Here is a 26,917-nt window from a genome sequence, read left to right as displayed (position 1 = left end):
CGTATGAGCACTGAATGCAAAAAAATCCTGGTCGTGCTGGGCATGCACCGCAGCGGCACCAGTGCTCTGACTCGAGGCTTACAGGTCATTGGCGTGTCGCTGGGCGACAACCTCATGCCGGCCTTTGAAGGCAACAACAACAAGGGCTTCTGGGAAGATCTGGAGATCGTCGCCCTCAACGATGCACTGCTCGCTGAACTTGGCCTGAACTGGCATAGCCTGGGCACGCTCCAGACCCCACACGACTGGGCCCGATTGCTGGATCACCCGCTGGCCGCCCAGGCAGAGGCCTATTTGCAGGCCCAGACCGTGCAATACCCGCTGTTCGGCCTGAAAGACCCGCGAATGACTCGCTTGCTGCCTTTCTGGCTGGAGATATTCAAGCGCTGCAATGTCGAACCGATCTTCCTGATCAGCAGCCGCGATCCGCTTAGCGTTTCGCGCTCACTGGAAAAACGAGACAATTTTCTGGCTGGGAAGAATTACTTCCTGTGGCTGGAGCATGCTCTTCCCGCCTTGCTGGACACCGCCGGCTATCGGCGCCTGGTGGTCGACTTCAACCAGCTGCTTGAACAGCCAGCCAGAGAGCTGGAGCGCATCGCCCGGCTCGCAGGCCTGCCGCAACCTGCAGAGATCGAACTGAATACCTATCAGGATAGTTTTCTGGAAAGTGGCCTGCGCCACTACCAGCACACTCAGGATGATCTGAGAGCAGACCCCAGCCTGGCGGAAGAAATTGTACGGGTCCATCAGTTGCTGCAGCAGCTGGCAACCGATGCGGTCGATCTTGATGACCCCGCCGTTCGCACCGAGCTGCAAGAAGCAACTGCCTGGCTCAACACCCTGGGCCCAACCTATCGACTGGTCATTGCGCAGAATGCTCGTATCACCTCAACCAGCGAGCACCTGGATGCGCTGAGAAAAGAAAACGCCCACCTGCACCACGTTACCCAAGCGCTAACCGATACCCAGCAAGAGCTAGCAGACACCCATCAGGCACTAATAGACATCCAGCAAGACCTGCATGACCTCTCCCGCTCTATTGATGCCCTCCGACAGTCTGCCTCCTGGCGCATCACCCAGCCCCTACGCGCCGTCACCAGCGGGGCACGAGAAACCGTGAAGACCCTGAGAGCCTCAGCTCGACTGATGGCAAAACGTCTCTACCATCGCTTGCCCGCCAAGCTGCGCGAGCCCTGCCTGCGCCTGGCCTACCGCTATTTCGGTATCTTTTTCCGCGGCATGGGCCATTACGAGGCCTGGCGCCTGGCGTGGAGTCCCGGCCAGACACGCCCTTTCAGCTTCAGCTATCGGCGTTCAGCGCTGGCGCGCGAGGGTCAGTACCAGCTCGAACAGACGACCTATCCGGCGTACTGCTATCTACCACCACGACGCACCTCGGCAGTGGACAAGGTGCTGGCGGAGTTCGGGCGCAAGCCTCTGATCTCAATCATTACCCCTGTATACGGTATAGAGCCGCCTTATTTGCAGGCGCTGATCCAATCGGTAGAACAGCAGTGGTACCCCCACTGGGAATTGATTTTTGTCGAGGATGCGGGACCCAATCCCGCCACCCGTCACTTCCTGGAGGCACTGGACAACCCGCGCATCAAGGTGAGCCTCAGCGAGAAGAATGGTGGCATTTCTGCCGCAAGCAACATCGCCCTGGGCTTGGCTGCCGGCGAATACGTGGCCTTTCTCGACCACGACGATGAGCTGACAGCCGATGCGCTCTTCGAGCTCGCGAAAGCGATTAACACTGATGACCCCGACTTCATCTACAGCGATGAAGACAAGATCGACGACGCCGGCAATTACAGCCAGCCGTTCTTCAAGCCCGGTTGGTCACCCGATGCCCTGATGAGCATCATGTACACCTGTCACCTGGCGTGCATGCGCAAAAGTCTGGTCGATGAGCTTGGCGGTTTCCGCTCATGCTTCGACGGCGCCCAGGACTATGACCTGGCGCTGCGCCTGACTGAGCGCACCCAGCGCATCCACCATATCCCTAAAGTGCTGTACCACTGGCGCACCCTGCCTTCGTCGACGGCCAGTGGCCTGGATGCCAAGCCGTATGCCAGTGATGCCATGCGCCGGCTGAAGGAAGAAGCCTTGGTGCGACGCGGCCTGCAAGGCATTGTCGAGAATGTCGCGGAGATGCCCAGCCAGTGTCGGGTCAATTATCGTCCCGTTGGCACGCCCCTCGTTTCAATCATCATTCCCAGCCGCGATAACACAGCCATCCTGAAGCGCTGTGTCGATTCACTGCTCCAGCAGACTCGCTACGGACACTACGAAATCATCCTGATCGACAACGACTCCAGCACCCCGGAAGCGCGCGCGTATTTCGACCAGGCACCGCAGGATCCACGGGTAACCGTGTTGCGTTATCCGCACCCGTTCAACTATTCGGCCATCAACAACCTGGGCGCGCGCGAGGCCAAAGGCGACTACCTGCTGTTCCTCAACGATGACACCGAAGCACTGGCCCCAGACTGGCTGGAGCGCATGCTCGGGTTTGCCCAGCTGGATCACATCGGGGCAGTGGGTGCCAAGCTGTTGTTTCCCGGCAGTCACAACATCCAGCACTGCGGGGTGCTCAACCTTCCAGCAGGCCCTGGGCACGCGTTCTATAACGCACCTGCCGATGCACCGATTTACTTCGGCCGCAACATCCTGGAGTGGAACTGGCTTGCCGCGACTGGAGCCTGCCTGCTGGTCAAGCGCAGTAAGTTCGAAGCTGTCGGCGGCTTCGACGAGTCCTTCCCCGTCGCCTACAACGATGTCGACCTGTGCTGGCGCCTGCATGACCAGGGCCTGAAGAACCTGGTGTGCAATGCCGTGCGCCTGCTTCATCACGAGTCCGTCTCACGCGGCGTTGACGATGAGGACCCACTCAAACTGCAGCGACTGACGCAAGAGCGGCGCCGCCTGTACCAGAAGCATCCGGGTTACTTCATGCACGATCCTTACTTCAACCCGAACCTGCATGGCAGCAGCGTAAATTTTCTTGCGCAGAACTTCTGAAGGCACGCTATCCATGACTCAGCGCTACCAGGCCATTGTCGACGCCTTCCGCGAACATCTGCCGCATATCAAGGCCGTATCGTTCGACGTTTTCGACACCTTGTTCCTCAGGACTCTGCATGAGCCTGAAGCACTGTTTGACCTACTCGGGCTCAAACTGCAGGTCAGTGATTTTCGCCAACAACGGAGCGCGGCCCAACACCTGGGCTTCCAGCGCATGCACCACGAAGGCCGCCACGAAATCTGCCTGGAGGACATCTACTCCAGCATGCCCCATTCGCTGTCCAGCCTTGCAGAGCGGGGCAACCTGGAGCAGCAGTTGGAGCACCTCGTGCTGCGGGTCAACCCGGAAATCTTGGCCCTCTTGGACGAAGCCCGCGCCGCCGGCAAGGTAGTCGTCCTGACCTCGGACATGTACCTGCCGGAGAGTTTTTTCCGCGCACTGGCCGAGCGCGCCGGAATCAGCATCGACCACTTCCTGATTTCCTCTGCCTGCAACAGTACCAAGCGCGACAGCGGAGAACTCTTCGTCCAGCTGCAACAACGACTGGGCATGCAACCTGCGGACATTCTGCATGTCGGGGACAACCCCCTGGGTGATGTGCAACGCGCCGAGGAAAAGGGTTTGCGCAGCGTGCATTACCAGGCACCAGTCTTCACGGCGCCTCAGGGCCGCCTGGATGCCCTTGGCTCGATCAATCTTGGGCTGTCTCGTTATGGCACCTATTGCCTTGAAAAAAGCCCCTGGTGGCAATTGGGCTGGCAATTTGGCGGCCCGATCCTGCAGGCTTTTCTGCACTGGATTCAGCAACAGGCACGACTCGATCAAGTAGATCGCATCCTCTTCGTATCGCGCGATGGCTACCTGATGCACCAGCTGCATCAATCCTCGCCTGGCAAGGGCCTGGAAGCCTCCTATCTGCGTGGCTCGCGCGTGTCGTTCACGCTCGCCAGCCTGACCGAGCAGAACTTCCTCAAGTACGTGCCTTTCCTGATGTCCGGCGCCGACAACATCACCCTGCAGGATCTTTTCTCCAGGATTGGTATCGACCTTCCGGACGAGCAGGTTCTAGGCGATCTGGGCTTGAGCAGTGCGACACCACTGACAAAGAACAGCGCCGAAAGCATCAAGCAGTTCCTCGTCGCCATGCGCCCGAGCCTGCTCAAGGCCGCACAGGAAACCCGCAAAGGCCTTTATCGGCATCTGCTGGATCTTGGCCTTCGCGATGGCATGCGCATCGCCTTTGTTGACGTGGGCTGGAGCGGGACCACCCAGCAAGCCTTCCAGACGGCCTGTGAAGGAATGTTCGCGCTGGAGCTGACGGGCTATTACCTGGGGCTTTCAGAGCACTCCAGCAAACTGGCCAATAGCAAGAAGATCAAGCTTCGCGCCTTCACGGAAAGCACTGGCGCCAGTCACGCACAATCCCAGGCCCTGTACCGGAATCGTGCAGTCGCCGAACTGTTCTTTTCAGCGCCTCATCCGACCACTATCGGCTACCGCCTGTCCTCTGGGCCGACCCTGCAATTCATTGAGGATCAGGAGCGTGGCATCGACTACGACATCAGCCTGATAGTCGAAGGGATCAACCAGGGAATCAGCGACTTCGCTCACCAGTCGGAACAACTGTATAAAGACTTGGGGCAAGTCGTGGCATATACCGGCGCGCTCGACAACCTGTTGCAATTGCTGGATCGCCCCAGTCAGGAGCAAGTGCATCTGATCGGCAAGATATACAACTGGGATGCCTGGGCCAGTAGCGAGAACCACCATACTTACTTCGCCTGTACGGGCAGCCCATCTGCAAGCAATATCAAGCCAGACCTTTGGCCGGCAGGATGGAATACCCTCAGGTCATCACATTATGGATTGTGATCAGTTATAAGAGCATGCGGAAAACAGATGGAATCTAATAATAAAACCTCCCCATCCGCCACCTGAAAGGTCAGATCGTATCCATGCACGCCTGCGCACAGCCGCCGCTAGCCGAAAAAACTCAGGCCGCCGCAACAGAGCCTCGGGTCGCTATTCTGTTGGCGACTTATAATGGCGAGCGTTATTTGGCTGAACAGCTCGAATCACTGCTCAAGCAGACGCACAAAAATTGGGTGCTGTACGTATCCGACGACGGCTCCTGCGATACAACCCTGGATATCCTGGGGCAATACCAGAGCCGCCTGCAGGACCGCCTACATATACAACAGGGGCCTAAACAGGGGTTTGCAGCTAACTTCCTGTCTATGGCGGTGGCCGACAAGATTACTGCCGACTACTTCGCCTTCTGCGATCAGGATGATCTGTGGCATGCGGACAAACTGGAGCGAGCACTTGCCTGGCTGGAACACCAGCCCCCTGAATACCCAGGCTTGTATTGCTCGCGAACCCGCTTGGTCGGCTCAAGCGGTGCGCCTATTGGCCTATCTCCCCTACTGTGCAAACCACCGTCATTCCGCAATGCCTTGGTGCAAAGTATTGCTGGCGGTAACACGATGGTCTTCAACTCGGCGTTGAAGCACTTGGTCACACGAGCAGGCAACCCAACTGTCGTTTCCCACGACTGGTGGTTATATATGCTAACCAGTGGATGCAAGGGGAATATCCTTTACGACACCAAACCGGCGATCGGCTACCGACAACATGGTGCCAACCTGATCGGCTCCAACCGCTCACTGAAAAGCCGCCTCAAGCGCCTGAAAAACGTCATGTCCGGGCACTATAAGCAGTGGAATGAAATCAACTTGAGCGCACTTGAAACCTGTAAGCATCTGCTGAGCGACGACAGTCGCAGGGTATTGGAGCGCTTCGCCCACGCACGACGTGCCACTTTGCTGGTCCGGGTGTTTGCCACTTTGCGTTCTGGCGTCCACCGCCAAGGTTTCCTGGAGAACCTTGCCCTGCTAGCAGCCATGCTGTTTCGCAAGGTTTGATAGGGGCTTCATGCAAACTGGCCCGCATCCTCAGATGCGGTGAGAGCCCCGATAATTAACGTCACCCCTCATATACGCCCCGCCTGGCGTGATGCCTTTGGCGCGCACCTGTCACGGGGCTTGAACTGCACAGGGTGAATTTCGTCCAATAGACGGATCAACCCGATTGTCTGGAGCCACCATGCGTAACCTGTTGTCCGCCCTGCTCGCCACTTCCCTTTGCCTGGGCGCTGCCAGTGTTCAGGCGCAAACCCTGGTTGCGACCAGCAACATCATCATCCGTGCGCTGGATCGCAGCTTCGACTTCACCTCCGACACCACCACCTCGATCCGCGACATGAAGGTCGTGCGCGCGGCCCAGAGCGATGCTGCCAGCTTCGTTGCCAGTGCCGGCGAGATCCGTGGGGCGCAGCTGGAAGCCGCCTTCGCCACCCTGCGCGAACGCCTGCCGGAAGCCCGTCAGGCCGATGATCAGGCCCTCGCCGAAGCCATTCTCGCGCTGTGATGCCCCGCTGGCTGGCAGCCCTGGCGCTGCTGGCCTGCAGTTGCGCCCAGGCCGAGCTGCGCCTGAGCCTGGATGCCGCCAACCTCAGCCCGTCAGAGCGCCAGGTCAGCCAGGACCTGCTCGATCAGGCCCTGGCTGCCTTACCACCGAGCTTTATCCAGCGCCTCGATCGCACGGTGCAGGTCAGCTGGTCGGATGATCTGCCGGCCAATGCCTATGGCCGCATCACCCGTCCCGATGGCCTGGCGCTCAATGTCCGCCTACTGCCGCAGCTGATCGATCCCAAGCTGGCCGACGCCCCCTCCGGACGAGCCCATGGCAGCTTGCGCCGCGAGCTGCTGGCCACCGTATTGCACGAACTGACCCACCTTTACGACCGCGCCGCCTTGTGGCCCGTCAGTGAGGGCCTGCGCCAGCAGCACTGCCGCAGCCAGGCCAACAGCACCGGACTGGTCGGCCTGGCGGACGGCTGCCGCGGCCAGACCGCACGGCGCTTCAGCATCAGCGACGACCCGCAGTTGCTCGACCTGGCCGGCTGGCAGCAAGCCGTCGGCAAACGGGGTCAGCGTGAGCAGGGCAACGGGCAGGACGCGCGCAGCCCGGACCTCTACGAGCTGAGCAACCCGCGCGAATTCGTCGCGGTGAACATGGAGTACTTCCTCCTCGACCCCGCCTACGCCTGTCGCCGTCCAAGCCTACAGCGCTACCTGCGCGAGCATTTCGCCTGGCAACCCAGCGCCCAGGCCGAATGCGCATCGAGTTATGCCTACCTCAACGCCGGCAGCAATTTCGCCCGCCAGCCGCTGGGGCAACTCGACCCCGCAAGGGTGTACGCGGTCGACTACCTGCTCGCCGAGCCCAACCAGCAGTGGGCCAGCCGCTGGGGCCACAGCATGCTGCGCCTGGTGATCTGCGCGCCGGGGCGGCCGCTGGGACCGGACTGCCGACTGGATCTCGACCAGCACCTGGTGCTGTCCTACCGCGCCTTCGTCGGCGACGTGCAGCTGTCCAGTTGGGACGGCCTGACCGGCGCCTATCCGTCGCGCCTGTTCATCCTGCCGCTGGAGCAGGTGATCGAGGAGTACACCAAGGTCGAGCTGCGCGGCCTGGCCTCGGTACCGTTGAAGCTGTCGCGCGACGAGCTGCAGCAACTGGTCGAACATGCCGCCGAAGTGCACTGGAGCTACGACGGCGACTACTGGTTCCTGTCCAACAACTGCGCGGTGGAAACCCTCAAACTGCTGCGCAGCGGCACCGGCCGCAACGAGCTGCAGAGCCTCGACAGCATCATGCCCAATGGCCTGCTGGCGCTGCTCGGCGGGCGCGACCTGGCCGACCTGAGCGTGCTCGACGACCCGCGCGAGGCGCTGCGCCTGGGTTACCGCTTCGATTCCTACCGGGATCGTTACCAGGCAATGTTCAGCATCCTGCGCGCACGCCTGCCAATTACCCAGGTGAATGTTGAGGACTGGTTGACGCTGCCCGCCGCCCAACGTCGCCCGTGGATCGAGCAGGCCGACCTGCGCGCCAGCGCCGCCCTGCTGCTGCTGGAGCAAGCGGCCCTGCGCCGCCAGTTGCTGTTCGCCCAAGACGAGCTCAAGCGCCGCTACCTGAGCGCCCGTGACAACCCGCAGGACGGACGCTACGCCGTGGCTGACGACACCCTGCGGCAGATCCTCGCCAACAGCGGCTTCCTCAGCCGCCCGGCGGAGCTGCTCGACGCCGGTTACGGCCTGCCTCAGCCCGGGGAATGGCAGCGCCTGGAAGCACAGAGCAGCGAGCGCCAGCAGACCCTGCGCCGGCTCAGTGACAGCCTCAATGAGGAAGTGCGCCGCCTGCTCGACCCCGAGCGCCTGGCGGAAATCGACGCCAGCGAAGCCAACCTCGAGCACATCGGCGAGCACCTGCGGTCGCTGCACAAGGCCAGTGGCGGGCTGGTGTTGCCCTGAAACGGCTGACGACCTACTGCCGGGGCTGACGTTGTAGGGCGCGTGCAGCCCGCGCCGGGACAAACGCGGGTTTCACCCGCCCTACCTGTCGCCCGCAGTAGCGAATCCTGACAGAAGCGAATGCAACGCTGCCCGGTGGGTATCTCGATTCACCCTACAAAATTTCCTCATCTTCCTCGGGCAACTGCGGATCCAGCTGCAGCCACGGCAACCGGCTGCTCACCCAGATATGCCGGTCAGCCGGCGCCTGCCCCGCTTCGTCCAGGGTCGCCACCGTCACGTCCAGGCTATCCGGGCTCAGGGCGGTGAACAGCGCCAGCTGGCAGCCGCAAGTGCGACAGAAATAGCGCGTACAGGATGACGAGGAGGCGTACGCGCCTGGTTGGCCCGCCGTCCATTGAAAGCTCGCGCGCGGCACGGTGAGCCAGGTGGTGACGATGCCGCCACTGGTGCGCCGGCAGATCGAGCAGTGGCAATGGGCGATATCGCGCAGCGGCGCGGTGAAGGCGTAGCGCAGCTGGCCGCAATGGCAGCCGCCGGTGTGTCGCTGCGTCATGTTCACCTCCTCATCCAGGGCTCCTCACCCTAGCCATTGGCCGCCAGCACGGCAATCGGCAGACCGCCCGTCGCCATCCCCGCCTACCGACAACACGGGCACCCGGCGAAAGCTGGCTGAAAGTTTCGCCCCTTAGCATCGCCCCACTGCCGGCATCAGACCGGCCGGCCGGGCCTACCCGGCCAACCCCCGACAACAACAAGATGGGTGATTGCCATGCCTCGTTCCGCCTGCCGCTGCGGCCTCGCCGCGCCTGTTCTCCGCTCGTCGCACCCGCTGCGCTGACCCGACCGGAGATACCGCCATGCTGACTTTCCTCGGCTTCGCCATGGTCATGACCTTCATGTACCTGATCATGACCAAGCGCCTGTCCGCCCTGATCGCCCTGATCATCGTGCCCATCAGCTTCGCCCTGCTCGGCGGTTTCGCCGCCGGCATCGGCCCGATGATGCTCGAAGGTATCGGCAAGCTCGCGCCCACCGGCGTGATGCTGATGTTCGCCATCCTCTACTTCGCCCTGATGATCGACTCCGGCCTGTTCGACCCAGCCGTGCGCAAGATCCTCAAGCTGGTCAAGGGCGACCCGCTGAAGGTGTCCATGGGCACCGCCGCCCTGGCCCTGATTGTTTCCCTCGACGGCGACGGCGCCACCACCTACATGATCTGCGTGGCCGCCATGCTGCCGCTGTACAGCCGTCTGGGCATGAGCCCGCTGATCATGGCTGGGCTGATCATCCTCGCCGGCGGGATCATGAACATGACCCCCTGGGGCGGCCCCACCGCGCGCGCGGCCAGCGCCCTGCACGTCGACCCGTCGGCGATCTTCGTGCCGATGATCCCGGCCATGCTGGTCGGCTGCATCGCCCTGTTCGGCGTCGCCTGGCTCTACGGCAAGCGCGAGCGTGCGCGCCTCGGCGTGCTGCAGCTGCCGGACGACCATGAACAGCACGCCGAGATCAGCGTCTCGCAATACCCGGAAGCGCGCCGGCCCAAACTGCTGTGGATCAACGGCGCGCTAACCGCGACGCTGATGGCCACCCTGATCGCCGGCCTGCTGCCGCTGCCGGTGCTGTTCATGATCGCCTTCAGCATCGCCATGATCATCAACTACCCCTGTCTGCAGCAGCAGAAGGAACGCATCGCCGCCCACGCCGGCAACGTCCTGGCGGTGGTCGGGCTGATCTTCGCCGCCGGCATCTTCACCGGCATCCTCAGCGGCACCGGCATGGTCGAAGCCATGTCCAAGAGCCTGCTGGCGATAATTCCGGAAGAGCTGGGGCCTTACCTGGCGGTGATCACCGCCCTGGTGAGCATGCCGTTCACCTTCTTCATGTCCAACGACGCCTTCTACTACGGCGTGCTGCCGGTGCTGGCCGAAGCCGCCAGCCACTACGGCATCAGCCCGGTGGAAATGGCCCGCGCCTCGATCGTCGGCCAGCCGGTGCACCTGCTCAGCCCGCTGGTACCCTCCACCTACCTGCTGGTCGGCCTGGCCAAGATCGAGTTCGGCGACCACCAGCGCTTCACCTTGAAGTGGGCGATTGTGATCTGCCTGTGCATCCTGCTCGCCGCCTTGCTGATGGGGGTGTTCCCGCTGTTCGGCGGATGATTGCGCGCCCGCCGGAAATTTCATGCAAAGCCAGATAGAATTTGCCGCTTGGCCGATCACCCACGCCAACCGACCACACTTATTCGCAAGGAACTGATATGGAATGGCTAACCAACCCGGAAATCTGGGTTGCTTTCCTGACACTGACTGCCCTGGAGATCGTCCTCGGCATCGACAACATCATCATGATCGCCATCCTGGTCGGCCGCATGCCGCCGCACATGCAGGCACGCACACGCTTCTTCGGCCTGGCGCTGGCCATGGTCACGCGCATCCTGCTGCTGCTGTCGATCACCTGGATCATGCGTCTGACCACCGACCTGTTCCAGCTCTTCGGCCAGGGTATCTCCGGGCGTGACCTGATCCTGTTCTTCGGCGGCCTGTTCCTCCTGTGGAAGAGCAGCAGCGAGATCTATCACGGCCTGGAAGGCGAAGACGAAAGCGCAGAAACCCCGGCCGGCGGCGCGGCGCGCAACTTCATCGGCACCATCATCCAGATCGCCATCATCGACATCGTGTTCAGCCTGGACTCGGTGATCACCGCCGTCGGCATGGTCTCCAACGTGCCGGTCATGGTCGCCGCCATCGTCGTCGCCGTACTGGTAATGATGCTGGCCGCCGGCACCATCAGCGACTTCATCGACAAGCACCCGAGCCTGAAGATGCTGGCGCTGTCGTTCCTTATCGTGGTCGGCACCGTGCTGATCGCCGAGGCCTTCGAAATCCATGTGCCGAAGGGCTATGTCTACTTCGCCATGGCCTTCTCTCTCGGCGTGGAAGCGATCAACATCCGCATGCGCACCCGACGCGGGCGCAAGGAAGACCCGGTGAAGCTGCGCAAGGATATTCCGGGCCAATAAGCCGGATTTGCGCAAACAAAAACGGGGCCGAAAGGCCCCGTTTTTTGTTTACGGCTAATAACCCACGCCGCACAACCCCTGATATAGAGCGGCCGCCGAATCCTGAGCGGGATGTTTCCTGACCTTTTGTGCGATTTTTTATTGGCGCCATTGAAGTGCCATCATCATTCGTGATGAAATCGAAAAAAGCGAATTCAGAACATTTCGCAATAAATAATTCAGGGATGAATGTCGGTAGCGCTACGCTGCTGCCGCTTGCCCTGAAGCATTGTCGCCCGCCTCAGGAGCACCCACTTTGACCCGCCCCCTGTCCCCCAGCAGCTCGAGTGGCTTTCGCAACACCGCACTGGCCATCGCCATCTGCCTGGGCACCAGCAGCTGTGCCACCGTCGATAACCTTGTCAAAGACAACAGCAAGACTGCCAATTGCATCGCCGGCGGTCTGTTGGGCGCCGTTGCAGGCGCCGCCATCGGCGCCGCGACCAAGGGTGACACCGGCGCCATCATCGGCGGCGCCGTAGTCGGTGCAACGGCCGGCTGCGGCCTGGCGCTGGCCTACAAGAACCGCGTGGACCGCTTGCAGAAGCTCGCCGAGGAAGAAAACCTCAAGCTGCAGGTGGAAACCCTGCAAACCGCGGGCAGCACCCCCAGTGCGGCGCCAGAAACCGCCGGCATCGTTGCCCAGGTCGAAGACCAGGGCATGTTTGCCACCGGCAGCGCCGAGCTCAGCCTCGACGGCCAGCGCCAGGTGCGCAAACTGGCCAGCGCCTTCGATGCCAAGGAAAACACCGCCATCCTGGTGGTCGGCCATACCGACGCCACCGGCAGCGCCGAGACCAACCAGAAACTCTCCGAGCGCCGTGCCCGCGCGGTGGCGAGCATCCTCGCCGAACAGGGGATTGCCGCCGACCGCATGTATTTCCAGGGTGCCGGCGCCTCGCGACCACTCGCCGACAACAGTGACCCGATGCAACGCGGCAAGAACCGCCGGGTGGAGATCGTCGAGGTCAACGACAAGGCGATGCTGGTCAAGCGCGTCAATGCCGAGCAGAACAACCCCAAATACCTGGCCCATGGCACCGCAACCACCCCGGCGCCGTCCGCCGCGAGCAAGCCCGCCAGCCCTGCAAAAGCCCCAGCAGCCAGCAGCCAGCAGACGACGACGGCTGCCAAGGCGAAGCCCAAGGGCAGCCCGGCCTTGATCGACTTCGGCGGCCAGCCGGAGCGCAACACGCCCTGGACCCTCGGCCAGACCATCACGCCGAAAAGTGGCGGCTTCGCCATCGTCTCCAGCGCCTATGCCACCGACCTGCCGATGAGCAGCTGCGCCCAGGACAGCCCGCGCCTGAGCGGCGAAGTCAAAAGCCTCGCCACCGGCCAGGTCCTGGAAGAGCACGCCACCCGCGACTACCTGCCCGGCATGAATGGCCGCTCGTGGGCCGGATTGGTCAACGGTCACCTGGTCACCCTCTCGCCCGTCTCGGTGCTGCGCGAAAGCGCCACGGTCGCCGCGCCGCCGGTGATCTATGTCACCCGCGACTATGCGCAGAACAAAGGCAAGGCCAGCGCCACGCTGCGCGCCACGGCCAACACCTATGAAGGCGAAAACGCCGTGCTGTACCGCGTGTTCGTCGACCAGCCGGCCAAGGCCGCGGTGTCCTGCGTCGACGTGGTCATGCGCAAGGCCGGCGACAAGAGCCTGGATGGCCAACTTTTCTACAGCGATGGCGGGGAAACCTTTGCCGCCGCCTACACACCTGAACGTAGCTGAACCAGGGGAACACCATGGAACTCTTCGAAACACTGTCCACGGCGCTTGCCGCCTACCGCTACGTGATCTGGCCCCTGGTCGGCCTGATGGTCCTGACCATCGCCGTGATCCGCTGGTGGGACCAGGTCAAATACTTCTTCCTCAATCTCGGCTGCTCCCTGCCGTTCTTTGGCTTCATTGCCCGCGCTTCGCGGCGCTCGCAAGTCGAGGAGCGCGAGGAGGGCGGCGCCACCTGGTACAAGACCGAGCGTGAGCTGTGCGCCAAGTACCATCGTTTCTACGAGCGGGTAAACAAGGACGGCACCTTCTACGAGAAGTGCGCCAACTACCTGAACAAGGTTGAGGAGCGCGGGCGTAAACCCACCGGCGTGGTGCTGTGGGGCGCCAGTATCTTCCTGGTCATCCTCGAAGCCTTCATCTTCGCCCTGGTGCTGTCGCCGTTCATTGCCACCAACATCTCCGCCAACCAGGCCGAGTTCTCGGCGATCATCATTTCCCTGCTGATCGGTACCATCCTGGTGCCGGCGACCCACCTGATGGGCGCGGAAATTCACAAGAACGGCCTGATCAGCAAGGCCCGCCTGTGGCACATGCAAGCCAAGCGCGACAACGATGCCCAGCGCCTGCAGTCCGACAGCAACGTCGACCTCGACCACACCGACCTCGACAACGGCCAGCCGAAGTACCTGCACATCATCAACCGCGTGCAGCACAACGCCACCGTGACCCCGACCTGGTGGAAGACCATCATCGCCATCGTGCTGATCAGCGTGTTCGCCATCGGCGCCTACCTGATCCGCGCCTCGACCATCAACGAGATGGAAACCCAGCAGGTCAACGCCTCGCCCTACAGCACCGAAGCCGACTCGCCGTTCGCCGAGCCAAGCAGCTCGCCGTTCGAACTGCCGAGTGAAGCCGTGGCCGACGGCCAGAAAGCCGACGAGCGCGCCGCCAGTGAAGTGGCCAGCGACCGCATTTTTGCCTACCGCCTGACCTTCATCATCCTCTCGGTGATCTTCATCGGCGTGCAGATCATCGGCGTGCTGATCGGCGTATTCCGCTCCTTTGCCGGCATCCAGTCGAAAGAAGCAGCGGGCTACATCACCGGGTTCAGCAGCGCCGGCGAATTCGCCGCGTACCACGAACTCAAGCGCGAACAAGTCGCCCGCGATGCCGAATCCAAGCTGAGCAGCCTGCAGGAACGCATCGAGCACAATCACACCCTCGGCGGCAGCACCGACCGTGGTGAGCGCCGCAGCTTTGCCCTGTATGCCAGCGAAGCGGAAGCGCGCAAGGCCACCGCCCAGGAAGCCGCCGAGCGCAAACGCTTCAGCGATGAAGAGCGGGCCAACGAAGCCGAACTGGAAAAACTGCGCCGTGACGTGGCCCGCCAGCGTGAGCGTGACGCCATCCTCGCCGGCGCCGCGCAGCCAGCCCCGGCAGCTGCGCCGGCTCCTCAAGCCGCCGTCGCGGTGACCGTCACCACCGTTGCCGAAGCGCCTGCGGCCACCGTCGCAGCCGCCGTACCGGCCCAGGAAGACCAGTCCGCGCTGATCGCCGGCCTCGGCGACCTGACCCTGTATTCGGAAAGCGAGCTGCTGAGCATCGGCACCGAACTGGGCATCGACCACGCCACCCTGCAGAGCAAGCAGAAAGTGCAGCACGCCATCAAACGCGCCAAGGCAGGTGCCTGAGATGCGCCGCCTGGCAACTCTGGCCCTGGCCTGCGCGCTGCCATTCACGGCGGCGCAGGCCAGTGAGCGCAACGACATCCCGGGTTGCTACCCGCACGCCCAGTTGAGCGAGCACCAGCCGGCGCCGTCGGGGCGTGAGCTGGTGGTGATCATCGATGAAACCGTGCAGATGCCCCAACCGCTGCAACGCAGCGCCTGGGAGCACGCCATGCGCTACGTGCAGCCCGGCGACAGCGTGCGCCTGTACCAGTTCTCCGCGTTCCTGCAGAACCACTACATGAAGCTGCAGTTCGCCGGCCAGCTCGACTCGCCGCTGCAAGGCAAAGTACGCAACAGCCTCGGCAGCACCAGCCTGAAGCAACTGGATGCCTGCCTGCTGCAACAAGCCGCCTTCTTCAAGAAGAAGTTCGGCCAGCAGTTCGTCGCCAGCTTCGGCCAGCCTGGCACCGAGATCGCCCGCAGCGAAATCTTCGGCAGCCTGCAGAAGATCGGCGAGGAAATCGCCAGCCGCCCGGCTCAGGAAAAAGTCGTTCTGCTGATCTCCGACATGCTGGAAAACAGCGATTTCGGCAGCTTCTACAAGAACAACCAGATCCGCGACATCGACCCGGCTGCGGAGCTGGACAAGGTGCAGCAGAAGAACCTGCTGACCGACTTCGGCGGCGCCCGCGTCTACGTGCACGGCGCCGGGCTGGTGGGCGGTGACGCCAAGGAAGCCTACCGCTCCGGCAAGACCCTGCAGCACCTGGAAAGCTTCTGGAGCAGCTACCTGAAGCAGTCGAACGCCAGCCTGATGGCCTTTGGTTCGCCCAGCCTGAATGTCGACTTGAAGTAACCGCAGCTGAAACAGGCAGTGACCGCGATGGATCACCGCCAGACTGCGACAGACACCGGCCTAGCGCCGGTGTTTTTTATTGCCTAAGCAGTCCGATGGTTCCCACGCTCCAGCGTGGGAACCAGCTCCCGGCACGCTCCGCGTCCCGCAGACGCAGAGCGTCTGCAACTGCATTCCCACGCGGAGCGTGGGAACGATCAAACTTCAGTCCGGGGGGCGTCGTCAGAACAGACTGAGCTGATCCGTTGCTGCCGATGTTGCCGATGTTGCCGGCGGCTTTGGCAGCTCGCACGGACCTGCCCCCAGCCGCTCCGCCAACCCCGCGGCGCGCTCGGCCCTGGTATTCACCGCCTCGCTCAGGCGCGCCGGCAGGCCCCAGATTTCCACCTTGTGCTTGGCGCGGGTGATGCCGGTGTAGAACAGCGCGCGGGTCAGCAGCGGGCTGGGCAGTTCGGGCAGGGCCAGCAGCACTTCGCTGAACTCCGAGCCCTGGCTCTTGTGCACGGTCATGGCGAAGGCACTGTCGTGGCTGGGCAGGCGCGCCGGGGCGAAGGCGCGATAGCCGTCCTCACCCTCGAAATAGACGCGCAGGCCATGTTCGCCATGCAGGCACAGGCCGATGTCGCCATTGAACAGGCCGAGGGCGTAGTCGTTCTGCCGCACCATCACCGCGCGGCCGGGGTACCAGCGTTCGCGTTCGGGCAGGCTCAGGCGCCGTTTGATCCGCGCCTCCAGCGCCTCGTTGATGCCACTCACGCCCCACGGGCCTTCGCGTTGCGCGGTGAGCGCGCGGAAAGCGTTGAACGCGGCGAAGGCCTGGGCCGGATCGCCGTTGCGCGCGGCCTGCAGATAGGGGCGATAGCCCTGGTCGAGGCGCTCCAGCAGCGCACTCGGAGTCGGCTGCTCCTGCCAGTGCAGGTCGGTGCGGTTTTCCCGCAGCAGGTTCAACGTGCCCGCCGCATCGCCACCGTTGATGCGCCGCGCCAGCTCGCCGATGCCGCTGTCGCCGGCGAAACGGTGGCTGTGGGTGAGCAGCACCACAGCATCGCCGAGCCGCGAGCGCGGTGGTTCGACCGGCACGGTTTGCCCGGTGATGCGCTGCAGATCGGTCACCGCCTCGGCATCGAAGCCGCGACCCTCGCAGAGCTCGGCGAATACCGCACCGGCTTCCACGGCGGCGAGCTGGTCTTTGTCGCCGAGCAGGATCAGCCGCGCATGGGGCGGCAGCGCGTCGACCAGCTTGGCCATCAGCGCCAGGTCGACCATCGAGGCTTCGTCGACCACCAGCACGTCCAACGCCAGCGGCCGTGCCGCGTCGTGGCGCACCTTGGGTGTGTCGCCACGGCTGCCGAGCAGGCGGTGCAGGGTGCGCGCCTCTTCGGGCAATGCGACCTTGATCGCGTCGCTGACTGGCAGCGTCGCCTTGGCGTTGCGGATCGCCTCGGCCATGCGCGCCGCCGCCTTGCCGGTGGGCGCGGCCAGACCGATGGCCAGGTTGGCGCCACCCGGTTGTTCGAGCAGGGCGGCGAGCAGGCGCACCACGGTGGTGGTCTTGCCGGTACCGGGGCCGCCGGAGATCACCGCCAGGCGCCGGCGTACTGCCTGCGCGGCGGCCAGGCGCTGCCAGTCCGGAGTGCTGCTGTTGAAGGCGAACAGGCGGCCGAGGCTTTCGCTAAGCGCGGCTTCATCGACCGCCGGCACGTCCGCCGCGCGCTGCAGCAACTGTGCGGCCAGCTGGGTTTCGTAGGCGTGGTAGCGCGCCAGGTACAGGCGCTGGCCGTCGAGGATCAACGGGGCGAAACCACCCGGCGCGCCGACCAGGGCGCTGGCCTGCAACTGCGCCTGCCAGTCGGCGAGGCTTGGCAGGCTGAAGGCGAACTCGGGCCAGGGCCGGCGACCGGCCAGGCGCTGCAGCGGCAGGCAGACGTCACCACCGGCCAGGGCCTCGGTACACAGCGCAGCAGCAGCCAGCACGGCCTCCGGTACCTGCGGATCAAGACGGCGCAGGCTGTCGACCAGGGCGCGTTCCAGCGGGCCGAGGGGCAGATCGGCGAGGTTCATCGCGCCACCTCGATCGTAGGAGCCAGCTTGCTGGCGATGCTTTTCGTGCGGCCACAGATCGCCAGCAAGCTGGCTCCTACACGAGCGATGTGCCCATCAATCTGCCCGTGCGGGATCACGGCGCACCTTACGCAACGGCGCATCACTGGCCCTCCGCGAACAGTCGGTCGAGGGCATCCAGCAGCTCATCGCTGGGCCGGGCGAAGTACACCCCGGCCTGCGGCATGCCGCGTAGGAACAGGTAGTAGGCGCCGCCGAGCTGATCATTGCTGAAGTCGGCCAGGCGCTGACGCAGGAAGCGCCGCAGCGCCACCAGGTAGATCAGGTACTGCAGGTAGTAGTGCTCGCCGGCCAGGGCCTGCAGCAGGCGCTCGCCGCCGTAGTGGCTGGCGTCCGGGCCGAGCCAGTTGGACTTGTAGTCGAGGATGTACCAGCGCCCGTTGTGCTCGAAGGTGAGGTCGATGAAGCCCTTGAGGAAGCCCTCCAGGCTGTCGAATTCCAGGCGTTCGGCGGCCAGGCGCAGCGGCTCGGCCAGGCCCATGGCGGGGTCGGCGAGCAGCACGCGCAGGCGCTGCACATCGAGATTGGCCACCGGAAAGGTGAAGCCCAGCTCGGGCAGGCGGCGAGCACGCTGCAGGCTAGCCAGGGTCAGGCCGGCGCCATCGAGATCGGTGTCCAGTACCCGCTGCAGTTGCTCGCCGGCAATCGCGCTCCACAATTCGGCATCGATGCCGTGGGCAGTCAGCGCCGGGGCGATCAGTTCGGCCAGTGGCGCCTTGTCGCGCGCCCAGTCTTCGAGGATCGCATGCAGGCAGGTACCGGCACGCGCGCCACGGGGGAAGGCGAAGAAACCCATGCCCGGCTCGCTGGCGGCGGGAATCGCCAGGGCGTCGCGGTCCGGCGCCTCCATGTGCATGCCGGCGGAGAGCCCGGAGAAACTGCCGATGCGCCAGGCGCTGTGCAGGCTGCGCTGGAACTGCTGCAACGCGGCCGGCGCCTGGGCGCGCTGTTCGCCGCCGGCACTGGCCTCGCGATTCAGCAGATCGACGCGGGCGAGCATGCCGTTGCTGCTCTCGGCCAGGCGGTCCAGCTCGGCGCCGAGGGCCACGCCGGCTTTCTCCTTGAGGTGCTCCGCCAAATCGCCGAGGGCATCGTCACCCGGCAACTGGCGACCGTGCAGCAGCCAGGCCAGGGCGCTGCTGTGCAGGCCTTCGTCGGGCAGGGCGCCGGTCTTCTGATTCGGCTTGGGCACAGCGACCGGCCCCCAGTGCAGCCACAGGCGGTCGCGCGCACGGGTCAGGGCCACGTAGGTCAGGCGCAGCTTCTCGGCGAACACTTCGCGGCGGGCGCGTTCCAGGTGCTGGTCGAGCTGCGCGCTGCCCAGGTCGAGCAGCGGCTGGCCGTGCTCGTCGTGGCAACGGGCGCTGTCGGTGAACTGGCCGAGCAGCTTGCCGTCCCACAGGAACGGGCAAAACACCAACGGATATTCCAGGCCCTTGGAGGTGTGGATGGTGACGATCTGCACGCGCTCGGCATCGCTCTCCAGGCGCAGCAGGGCATCGTCGCCAGCACCCTCGCTGTTGCGCTGGCCATTGAACCAGGCGAGCAGCGCTTCCAGGCCAGGGCGTTGCAAGCTCTCGGTCTGCAGCAGTTCGGCGAGGTGTAGCAGGTTGGTCAGCCGGCGCTCGCCGTCGATGCCGGCCAGCAGGCGTTCAGCTACCTGCTCCTGATCCAACCACGCTCTAAAGACCCGCATAAAGCCGTGCTGCTGCCACAGCTGGTGATACTGCTCGGCGTCGGCGCGCTCCTTGTCCCAGGCGCGCTCGTCGTCCTGGCAGCGCGCCAGCTGCGCGGCATCGCGGCCGAGCAGGCGGCTGGCCAGGGCGTAGCGCAGCACGCCTTCGCGGCCCGGCTCGGCATAGGCGGCGAGCACCGCGGCCAGCTCGCCGGCTTCCTCGCTGTGCCACACGCTGTCGCGGCCGCGGCGCACGCTGGGCACGCCGCGCGCGGCCAGTTCGCCGGCGACGCTGGCGGCCTCGCGGTGGCTGGCGACCAGCACGGCGATATCGCCGCCACGCAGCGGTGTGCGCTGGCCGTCTTCGGCGAAATAGGCCTGGCCCTGGGCGCTGGCGGCGAGCAGGCCGGCGATGCGCTGGGCGGTGTCGATGGCGGCGATCTCGCCGGCGCGGCCCTTGTTGAAGCCTTCATCGCCGAGCCAGACCAGCGCCAGCGGCGCCGTACCGGTGTCGTCCGGCAGCACCAGCTGCTCGCGCGACTTGGCCCCGGCGCTGACCGGCGGGTAGTCCAGGCCGATTTCGGCGAACGGTTGCGGGCGGTCGAACAGACGGTTCAGCGCCTCAATCAGCTGCGGCGTGGAGCGGTAGTTGAACGGCAGGTCGTAGCAACGCGCGGCGGCATCGCGGGCGGTGAGGTAGGTCGCCAGGTCAGCGCCACGGAAGGCGTAAATCGCCTGCTTGGGGTCGCCGACGAAACACAGGTCGCCACCCGGGCTACTGCGCGACTCGCTGGCGGCGTCAGTTTCTCGCTCAGACCTCGCCGTACCGCTTGTACTGTCTCGGTCTTCGCTCGACGCCTTCCTTGCCAGCGAGCCGCTCGCTACGCCCGGAACAACCGGGTAGATGCGATCGAAGATCCGGTACTGCACCGGATCGGTGTCCTGGAATTCGTCGATCAGCGCCAGTGGGTATTGCGTGCGCAGGGTCGCCGCCAGGTCGTCACCGGCTGGGCCGTGCAGCGCTTCGTTGAGGCGGTTGAGCAAATCGTCGAAGGCCAGCAGGCGCTGCGCGGCCTTGCGCGCCGGCAGCTCGGCGTTGAGCTGATCGAGCAGCTGCACCTGCAGGGCGATGAGCTTCTGCCGGCCGGCCGGCACGGCAGCGCCGAGCGCTTCGCTGAGTCCGTCGAAGGCCTCGGCGATGGCGCCCTGGGGCGCGTCGAAACCTTTCTTGGTGGCTTTGTGCAGCGCCGCCGCACCGAACTTGGCCAGGCCATCCGGCACTTCGAACAGCGCCGCCGGGTCGGCGAAATAGGCGTCCAGCCCCGCCGCCCACAGGGCGAACTTGGCGGCCTTGTGGGTGCTCTGGCTGAGCCCGGTATGGCCGCGCAGTTGCTCGACGAACGCCGCACCCTGCTCGCGCCACAGCTGCTCGGCACGCTCCCAGGCGTGGCTCGCGGCATTCAGCTCGTCACCGCTGGCCTGCTCGCGCGGCTCGATGCGCAGGTACGGTTTGCCCAGGTGGCTGCGCAGGCGCTGGCGCAGCACGGCCGGGGTGATCTTCTGCTTGGCCAGGTAACGCGCCCAGGCCGGATCGGCCTCGGCCAGCACGTGGCGCCAGGCGTCGCCGAGCAGGGCGTCGAGCACCTCGCGGTCGTCCTGGGTCAGCTCGCTGTCGAAGTCGCCACCGGCCTCGAAGGCCGAGTCCTGCAACGCGCGCTGGCAGAAGCCGTGGATGGTGAAGATCGCCGCCTCGTCGAAGCCATGTACGGCCAGCAGCAGGCGCCGGCGTGCGTCTTCGCCGGGATGGCGGCGATGCAGTTCGGTGAGAAAGCCGTCCTTGCTCGGCGTGCCTTCGTAGACCCCGAGCAATTCGGCAAGGCGCGCGCGAATGCGCTCACGCAGCTCGGCGGTGGCGGCGGTGGTGTAGGTGACCACGAGGATCTGGCTAACGCTGAGCTGTTGCTCCAGCAGCAGGCGCGCGTACAGCGCGGTCAGGGTCCAGGTCTTGCCGGTGCCGGCGCTCGCCTCGATCAGCGAGCGGCCGGTGAAGGATGAGGTCTGCAGGTCGAGGCTCATGCGTCCTCCTCGTCGGCGGCCAGGGCCAGCAGTGCCGGGCCGAGCAGCTGTTCGGCCAGCTGTTCGAAGCGCTCGCCGAGCGGGTCGCGGTCGCGGAAGGCCAGGGCGTACCAGGCGTCCAGCGCCTCGCCGGGAATCGGGCTGAAGTCGGCGCCGAGCCAGGCGCCCTGCGCCGCACCACGGGCAGAGTCGATGGGCTCCTTCTTGCTGCGCGCGCTGGGGGTGACCAGCGCCTTGGCGAAGTCATGGCTGCTGCGGGTGAGGAACGGCAGCGGCGCGCTGAGTGCCTCGCGGTAGGCGGCCAGCCAGGGTTCGAGCAATTCGCGCGGGTTGCCCAGCGCGCCGAGTTGCCAGTCGCCGGCCGGGGAAATCAGCAGGCTGTCGCGGGCGATACCCGCGCCGGCGGCGATGTTCAGCAGCAGGTGGCGCAGCCAGAAGCCGGGTAGGTCCCAGGCGCCAGGGGCATTGAGGCGCCAGTCGAACAGGCCGCTGGCGGTCACGCCGTCCAGCCAGCCATGCACGCGTACGCCGGCCAGGGTGACATCCACCAGCAGCGGTTGCGGCGCGTCTTCCGGGCGCGCCTCGAACAGCCGTGGGGCGAACGCACGCACCGGGCCGCGCAGCTTGCCCCACAGCGCGTGGCCGAGTTCGCCGGGCGGCAGCCAGCCGGCGGCTCGGGCGATGCGGCGCTCCTGCTGCTCGCTCCAGTCGCGCTCCACCGCCTGCAGGGCCAGGTTGCGCAGGCCGCGGCGGGCCGGACCTTCGAGGCTGAACGGCTCGTCGCTGGCGATGGCTTCTTCCTCGTCGGCCAGGCGCAGGCCCAGGCGTTGTTCGAGGAGAAAACGCGCCGGGTGGCGGAAGCAGTGCAGCAGCTGCGACGGTTCAATTGTTAACCACTCTTCGCCCGGCTCCGGCAGCTGGCCGATAAAGGGCGGTGGCGCCAGCAGCGGCGCTTCGGCCAGGCGCTGGGCGGCGCGGAACCAGGAGCCGGAGAAGCCCAGCTGCTGGCCGGTTTGCTGGAAATTGCCGGGGGCGAAGGGCTGCAGCGGGTGGGCGACGGTGATCGCGGCGCTGGCCTTGCGCTGCTGTGGCGATGCGGCGGTGCTGGCAGGATCGCGAGCAAGCTCGCTCCTACACACAGCGGCGGCGGTGATGTCGACGGCTTCGAGCAGTTCGCTGACCAGCACCGAAGGCGGCAGCACGGCGTTGTCGCGCGGGTCGCGGCCGACGTAACTGAGGTACAGGCCGTCGCGTGCCGAGAGCAGGGTTTCCAGCAGCAGGTAGCGGTCGTCCAGGCGCCGCGCACGGTCGCCGCGACGCGGTTTCTTGCCGATCAGGTCGAAGCCGGCCACCGGTGTGCGCCGTGGCAGCGCGCCATCGTCGAGGCCGAGCAGGCAGACCTGGCGGAACGGCAGGCTGCGCATCGGCACCATGGTGCAGAAGGTCACCGCGCCAGTGAGAAAGCCCGAGGCGCCGCCACCGGCCTCCAGCGCCGTGCCGAGCTGCTGGCGCACCAAGGCCAGTTCCAGCGGGCGGGCAATGCCGGCGTCGGTGGCCTGGCGCGCCAGTGCGGCGCAGGCCTGGCTGAGTAGCAGCAGGGTGTCGGCGGCTTCGCGCTCGTCGAGCAGGCTGTCGATCAGGCCTTGCAGGTCCAGCGCCCAGTCGGCCAGCGGGCGCGCGCGTTGCAGGCTCTCGGCCAGGCCGGCGAGCTTGCCGACGAAGGCGCACAGGCGCCCGAGCAGTTGCCCGCGCGCGCCTTCCAGGGCGTCCAGCGGCAGGCTGTCACCGAGCAGCGGGATGGCCTCACCGGCCAGTTGCGGCGGCGCGGCGAAGCCCAGCAGCAGGCGGTCCAGACCCTGGGCCCAGGTGAAGGCGTTGTCCTCGGGCAGGCCGAGGGCGCGGCGGTGCTCGCCATCGCGGCCCCAGCGCACGCCGGCGTCGCGCAGCCAGTCGCGCAGCAGCGGCAGGTCTTCGCTCTCGATACCGGCGCGGCGGGCGATGGCCGGCTGCTCCAGCCAGGCCAGCACTTCTTCGGCGGTGAAGCGGCTCTCCGGTAGGGCAAGCAGGTCGAGGAAGGCTTCCAGCAGCGGCAGTTCGGCGCGCAGGCTGCGGTCGGCGAGGCTGAATGGAATGCGCGGCGCGGTCTGCCGCGAGGCGCCGGTGCGTGAGGAAAACACCGCTTCGATATAGGGCGCGTAGCGTTCGATATCCGGGGTCAGCACCACCACCTGATCCGGCGTCAGGCTCGGGTCGGCGGCGAAGCGCGCGAGCAGTTGGTCATGCAGGATTTCTACTTCGCGCAGCGGCGAGTGAGCGACGTGCAGCTCCAGCGAGCGGTCGTCTTCGCGCAGCACGATGCGCTCGTCAGGCTGGCGCGTGCGCAAGCGCAGGATGTCGTGCTGCAGGGCGTGCAGCAGGCTGTCGTCGAGCAGGTCGGCATCTTCCGAATACAGCCCGGTTTCCTGCCCGCCTTCTGCCGAAGCCAGGCTGAACAGGCTGTCGAAGAAATCGCGGCCCTGCTTGCCGAGGCTGGCCAGCAGCGGATGGCCGACATCTAGGTACCACTCATCCGGGCTCAGCTCCGGCTGTTTCGCCAGCTCCCTGATATCACGAATCTCGCCCCAGGCCTCGCGGCACGGGTTGAGGGCGAATACCACCACTTCGGTGTGCCGGGCCAGGCCGTCGAGCACGCGCAGGTGATGGGGCGGCAGCGAGCTGATGCCGAACACCAGCAGGCGTTCCGGCAGCCCGGCAATCGGGGTCGGGTCGTACAGGCGTTGCAGCAGGTCGTCGAGCAGGCGCGCGCGGTGCGGGTGGCCGTCGGCGGTCAGCTCGCGCCAGAGCAGGGCCTGCCAGGCTTCGTCGGCGCCGAGGTCACACAGCGCGCCACGCTCCCAGGCCGCCAGCCAGTCATCGCGATAGAGCAGGTACTGGTCGAACACGTCGGCGATCTTCGCCGCCAGCGACAGCCGCCGGCGTTCGTCACCGCCTTCCAGGTAGCGTTGCAGACGCTCGGCGCGCTGCAGGTTGGCCGGCTCGCACAGCCAGTCGTAGAGGCGCCAGGTCAGCGTCACCGGGGTGAAGGCCGACTGCTCCGGCAACTGGCCGAGCACCTGGCGCGACAGCTCCCAGACGAACGCCGACGGCAGCTGTACTTCCAGCTGCATGGCGATGCCCTGCTCGCGCGCCAGCTGCAACGTCAGCCAGCGACCGATGCCCTGGCTCGGCACCACCACCCGCGCCGGGGCGAAGGGGTCGTGCTGCGGCTGGGCGAGCAGGCGCGTGGCCAGGGCGCCGAGGGTTTCCAGGTCGGGGGCGTGGAAGAGGTTGAGCATGGCGGGCCGGGCATCCTGTCGAGGGCGCTAGGTTATCAGCTGGGCCAGGTTAGCGGCGACGTGCGACAGCCTGTGTCGCGCCCAGAACTGGCGCAGCCGGATCAAAACGACTAGAGCTGAACAGTAGCGTGGCGGGGAAAGTTCGAACCAAGCCGTAAGGCGCCAGTCGGACACCTTAAGCCGGGTCGCCCATGTCGCGACTCGCTCGACCCGCTGCCAGGGAGGCCGCACATGCTCACCCTGCTCAACCTGCTATCTGCCATCGCCCTGCTGGTGTGGGGCACGCACATCGTGCGCACGGGCATCCTGCGCGTGTATGGCACGCAACTGCGGCACATCCTCAGCCACAACATGCACGGCCGGATGATGGCCTTCTCCGCCGGCATCGGCGTTACCGCCCTGGTGCAAAGCAGCAATGCCACGGCGCTGCTGGCCACCTCGTTCGTTGCCCAGGGCCTGATGGCGCTGCCGCCGGCGCTGGCGATCATGCTCGGTGCAGACGTCGGCACGGCGCTGATGGCGCGGGTGCTGACCCTCGACCTGTCGTGGCTGTCGCCGCTGCTGATCTTCAGCGGCGTGCTGCTGTTTCTCTCGCGCAAGCAGAGCCGCCTGGGCCAGGTCGGCCGGGTGGCCATCGGCCTGGGTTTGATCATCCTGGCACTGGAACTGATCGTCGAAGCGGCCCACCCGATCGTCCAGGCCAACGGCATCGAAGTGCTGTTCGCCTCGCTGACCGGCGACCTGCTGTTGGATGCGTTGATTGGTGCGCTGTTCGCCCTGCTCAGCTACTCCAGCCTGGCTGCCGTGCTGCTCACCGCGACCCTGGCCGGCGCCGAAGTGATTGGCCTGCCGGTGGCCATCGGCCTGGTGATCGGCGCCAATATCGGCAGCGGCGTGCTGGCGCTGATCAACAGCAGCATGCAATCCGCCGCCGGTCGCCGCGTGGCCCTCGGCAGCCTGCTGTACAAACTGCTCGGCCTGCTGTTGATCGTGCCGGTGAGCGGGCCGTTGGTGGCCTGGATGGGCGAGCTGAAATTCGACCCGGCGACCCTGGTGATCGGCTTCCACCTGGCCTACAACAGCCTGCGTTGCGTGCTGCTGTTGCCCAGCGTCGGGCTGATGGCGCGCCTGTGCAGCCTGCTGCTGCCCGAGCGCGCCAGCGACGACGGCGTGGCCAAACCGCGCCACCTCGACCAGACCGCCCTGGACACGCCGAGCCTGGCCTTGGCCAACGCGGTGCGCGAAACCCTGCGCATCGGCGACCTGATCGAACAGATGCTCGGCCGCCAGCTCGACGTGTTGCGCGACGACTCCAGCGAAGCCGGGCGCCAGGTGCGGCGCCTGGATGACGATGTCGATGCGCTGTACAACGCGGTCAAGCTGTACCTGGCGCGCATGCCGCGCGACGACCTCGGCGAACAGGACAACCGGCGCTGGGCCGAGATCATCGAGCTGGCGGTGAACCTGGAGCATGCCGGCGATCTCATCGAGCAGATGGTCGGCAAGCTCAACAGCCACAAGCGCCCGCGCCTGCAGGCGTTCTCCGACAGTGGCCTGGATGAGCTGATCACCCTGCATGGCGATCTCACCGCCAACCTGCGCCTGGGCCTCAACGTGTTCCTCAGCGGTGACCGCAGCAGCGCCCAGCACCTGCTGCGCGAGAAGCGCCGCTTCCGCCTGCATGAACGCAAGCTGGCCCATGCCCACGTCAACCGCCTGAGCCGCCAGGTGGTGCAGAGCATCGAGACCAGCTCGCTGCACCTGGAGCTGATCGCCGACATGAAACGCCTCAACTCGCTGTTCTGCAGCAGCGCCTATGCGGTGCTGGAGAACGAGGAAACCGGCGCCCTCGGTGCCGGCGTCGAGCCCGCTGCAGCCGAGCCCACGCGCCAGGATGATCCGCCCTTGAGCCACGCCGATTTGCAGACGAAGTAACCGGACAAACCCTTACTCCAGGCCGGTCGCCATGCGATCAT

At 65.4% G+C, this 26,917-nt stretch carries 15 protein-coding genes; 11 read left to right on the top strand and 4 right to left on the bottom strand.

Annotated elements, in window-relative coordinates:
• The first annotated feature begins 3 nt into the window (after positions 1 to 3).
• The 5 genes from H3H51_RS05175 to H3H51_RS05155 all read left to right on the top strand — a co-directional run bounded on the left by H3H51_RS05175 (position 4) and on the right by H3H51_RS05155 (position 8,409).
• Entirely contained in the window at positions 4 to 3,027 is a 3,024-nt protein-coding gene (locus H3H51_RS05175; protein ID WP_183087934.1) for a glycosyltransferase, read from the top strand.
• A 13-nt stretch (positions 3,028 to 3,040) separates the two neighbouring features.
• Positions 3,041 to 4,903 (top strand): HAD family hydrolase, encoded by a 1,863-nt coding sequence (locus tag H3H51_RS05170; protein WP_183087933.1) that lies wholly within the window; start codon positions 3,041 to 3,043, stop codon positions 4,901 to 4,903.
• A gap of 83 nt (positions 4,904 to 4,986) precedes the next feature.
• Complete coding sequence (locus H3H51_RS05165) at positions 4,987 to 5,955, top strand: glycosyltransferase family 2 protein (RefSeq protein WP_183087932.1); 969 nt, start codon at positions 4,987 to 4,989, stop codon at positions 5,953 to 5,955.
• Positions 5,956 to 6,136: 181 nt separating this feature from the next.
• Positions 6,137 to 6,460, top strand: a complete 324-nt coding sequence (locus H3H51_RS05160) for a DUF2388 domain-containing protein (RefSeq protein WP_183087931.1) — start codon at positions 6,137 to 6,139, stop codon at positions 6,458 to 6,460.
• Positions 6,460 to 8,409 (top strand): Lnb N-terminal periplasmic domain-containing protein, encoded by a 1,950-nt coding sequence (locus tag H3H51_RS05155; protein WP_183087930.1) that lies wholly within the window; start codon positions 6,460 to 6,462, stop codon positions 8,407 to 8,409. Before H3H51_RS05160 ends, H3H51_RS05155 begins: the two co-directional genes overlap by 1 nt.
• A gap of 154 nt (positions 8,410 to 8,563) precedes the next feature.
• Here H3H51_RS05155 and H3H51_RS05150 read toward each other — a convergent pair whose 3' ends face one another.
• The gene (locus H3H51_RS05150; protein WP_183087929.1) at positions 8,564 to 8,965 is read right to left on the bottom strand and encodes a GFA family protein; all 402 of its coding nucleotides are present in this window, start codon (positions 8,963 to 8,965) and stop codon (positions 8,564 to 8,566) included.
• A gap of 304 nt (positions 8,966 to 9,269) precedes the next feature.
• On the opposite strand from H3H51_RS05150, the gene H3H51_RS05145 reads away from it, so the two are divergent.
• From H3H51_RS05145 to H3H51_RS05125, 5 genes are all read left to right on the top strand, one after another.
• Entirely contained in the window at positions 9,270 to 10,574 is a 1,305-nt protein-coding gene (locus H3H51_RS05145) for a CitMHS family transporter (protein ID WP_183087928.1), read from the top strand.
• A gap of 98 nt (positions 10,575 to 10,672) precedes the next feature.
• On the top strand, positions 10,673 to 11,434 hold the full coding sequence (locus H3H51_RS05140; RefSeq protein ID WP_183087927.1) for a TerC family protein: 762 nt from the start codon (positions 10,673 to 10,675) through the stop codon (positions 11,432 to 11,434).
• Between the two features lie 295 nt (positions 11,435 to 11,729).
• The gene (locus H3H51_RS05135) at positions 11,730 to 13,205 is read left to right on the top strand and encodes an OmpA family protein (protein ID WP_183087926.1); all 1,476 of its coding nucleotides are present in this window, start codon (positions 11,730 to 11,732) and stop codon (positions 13,203 to 13,205) included.
• A 14-nt stretch (positions 13,206 to 13,219) separates the two neighbouring features.
• The gene (locus H3H51_RS05130) at positions 13,220 to 14,899 is read left to right on the top strand and encodes a hypothetical protein (protein ID WP_183087925.1); all 1,680 of its coding nucleotides are present in this window, start codon (positions 13,220 to 13,222) and stop codon (positions 14,897 to 14,899) included.
• Position 14,900: 1 nt separating this feature from the next.
• Positions 14,901 to 15,734, top strand: a complete 834-nt coding sequence (locus H3H51_RS05125) for a hypothetical protein (protein ID WP_183087924.1) — start codon at positions 14,901 to 14,903, stop codon at positions 15,732 to 15,734.
• A gap of 222 nt (positions 15,735 to 15,956) precedes the next feature.
• Here H3H51_RS05125 and recD read toward each other — a convergent pair whose 3' ends face one another.
• The 3 genes from recD to recC all read right to left on the bottom strand — a co-directional run bounded on the left by recD (position 15,957) and on the right by recC (position 24,941).
• On the bottom strand, positions 15,957 to 17,795 hold the full coding sequence (gene recD / locus H3H51_RS05120) for an exodeoxyribonuclease V subunit alpha (RefSeq protein ID WP_183087923.1): 1,839 nt from the start codon (positions 17,793 to 17,795) through the stop codon (positions 15,957 to 15,959).
• Positions 17,796 to 17,937: 142 nt separating this feature from the next.
• Positions 17,938 to 21,606 (bottom strand): UvrD-helicase domain-containing protein, encoded by a 3,669-nt coding sequence (locus tag H3H51_RS05115; protein WP_183087922.1) that lies wholly within the window; start codon positions 21,604 to 21,606, stop codon positions 17,938 to 17,940.
• Positions 21,603 to 24,941 (bottom strand): exodeoxyribonuclease V subunit gamma, encoded by a 3,339-nt coding sequence (gene recC / locus H3H51_RS05110; RefSeq protein WP_183087921.1) that lies wholly within the window; start codon positions 24,939 to 24,941, stop codon positions 21,603 to 21,605. Before recC ends, H3H51_RS05115 begins: the two co-directional genes overlap by 4 nt.
• Positions 24,942 to 25,172: 231 nt before the next feature.
• Here recC and H3H51_RS05105 point away from each other — a divergent pair, with 231 nt between their 5' ends.
• Positions 25,173 to 26,876, top strand: coding sequence for a Na/Pi cotransporter family protein (locus tag H3H51_RS05105; RefSeq protein WP_183087920.1), 1,704 nt, complete (start codon positions 25,173 to 25,175; stop codon positions 26,874 to 26,876).
• Positions 26,877 to 26,917 lie beyond the last annotated feature (41 nt).

Source organism: Aquipseudomonas ullengensis, from assembly GCF_014174475.1.
Classification (GTDB): Bacteria; Pseudomonadota; Gammaproteobacteria; order Pseudomonadales; family Pseudomonadaceae; genus Aquipseudomonas; species Aquipseudomonas ullengensis.
This window is presented reverse-complemented; position numbering and strand designations above follow the sequence as displayed.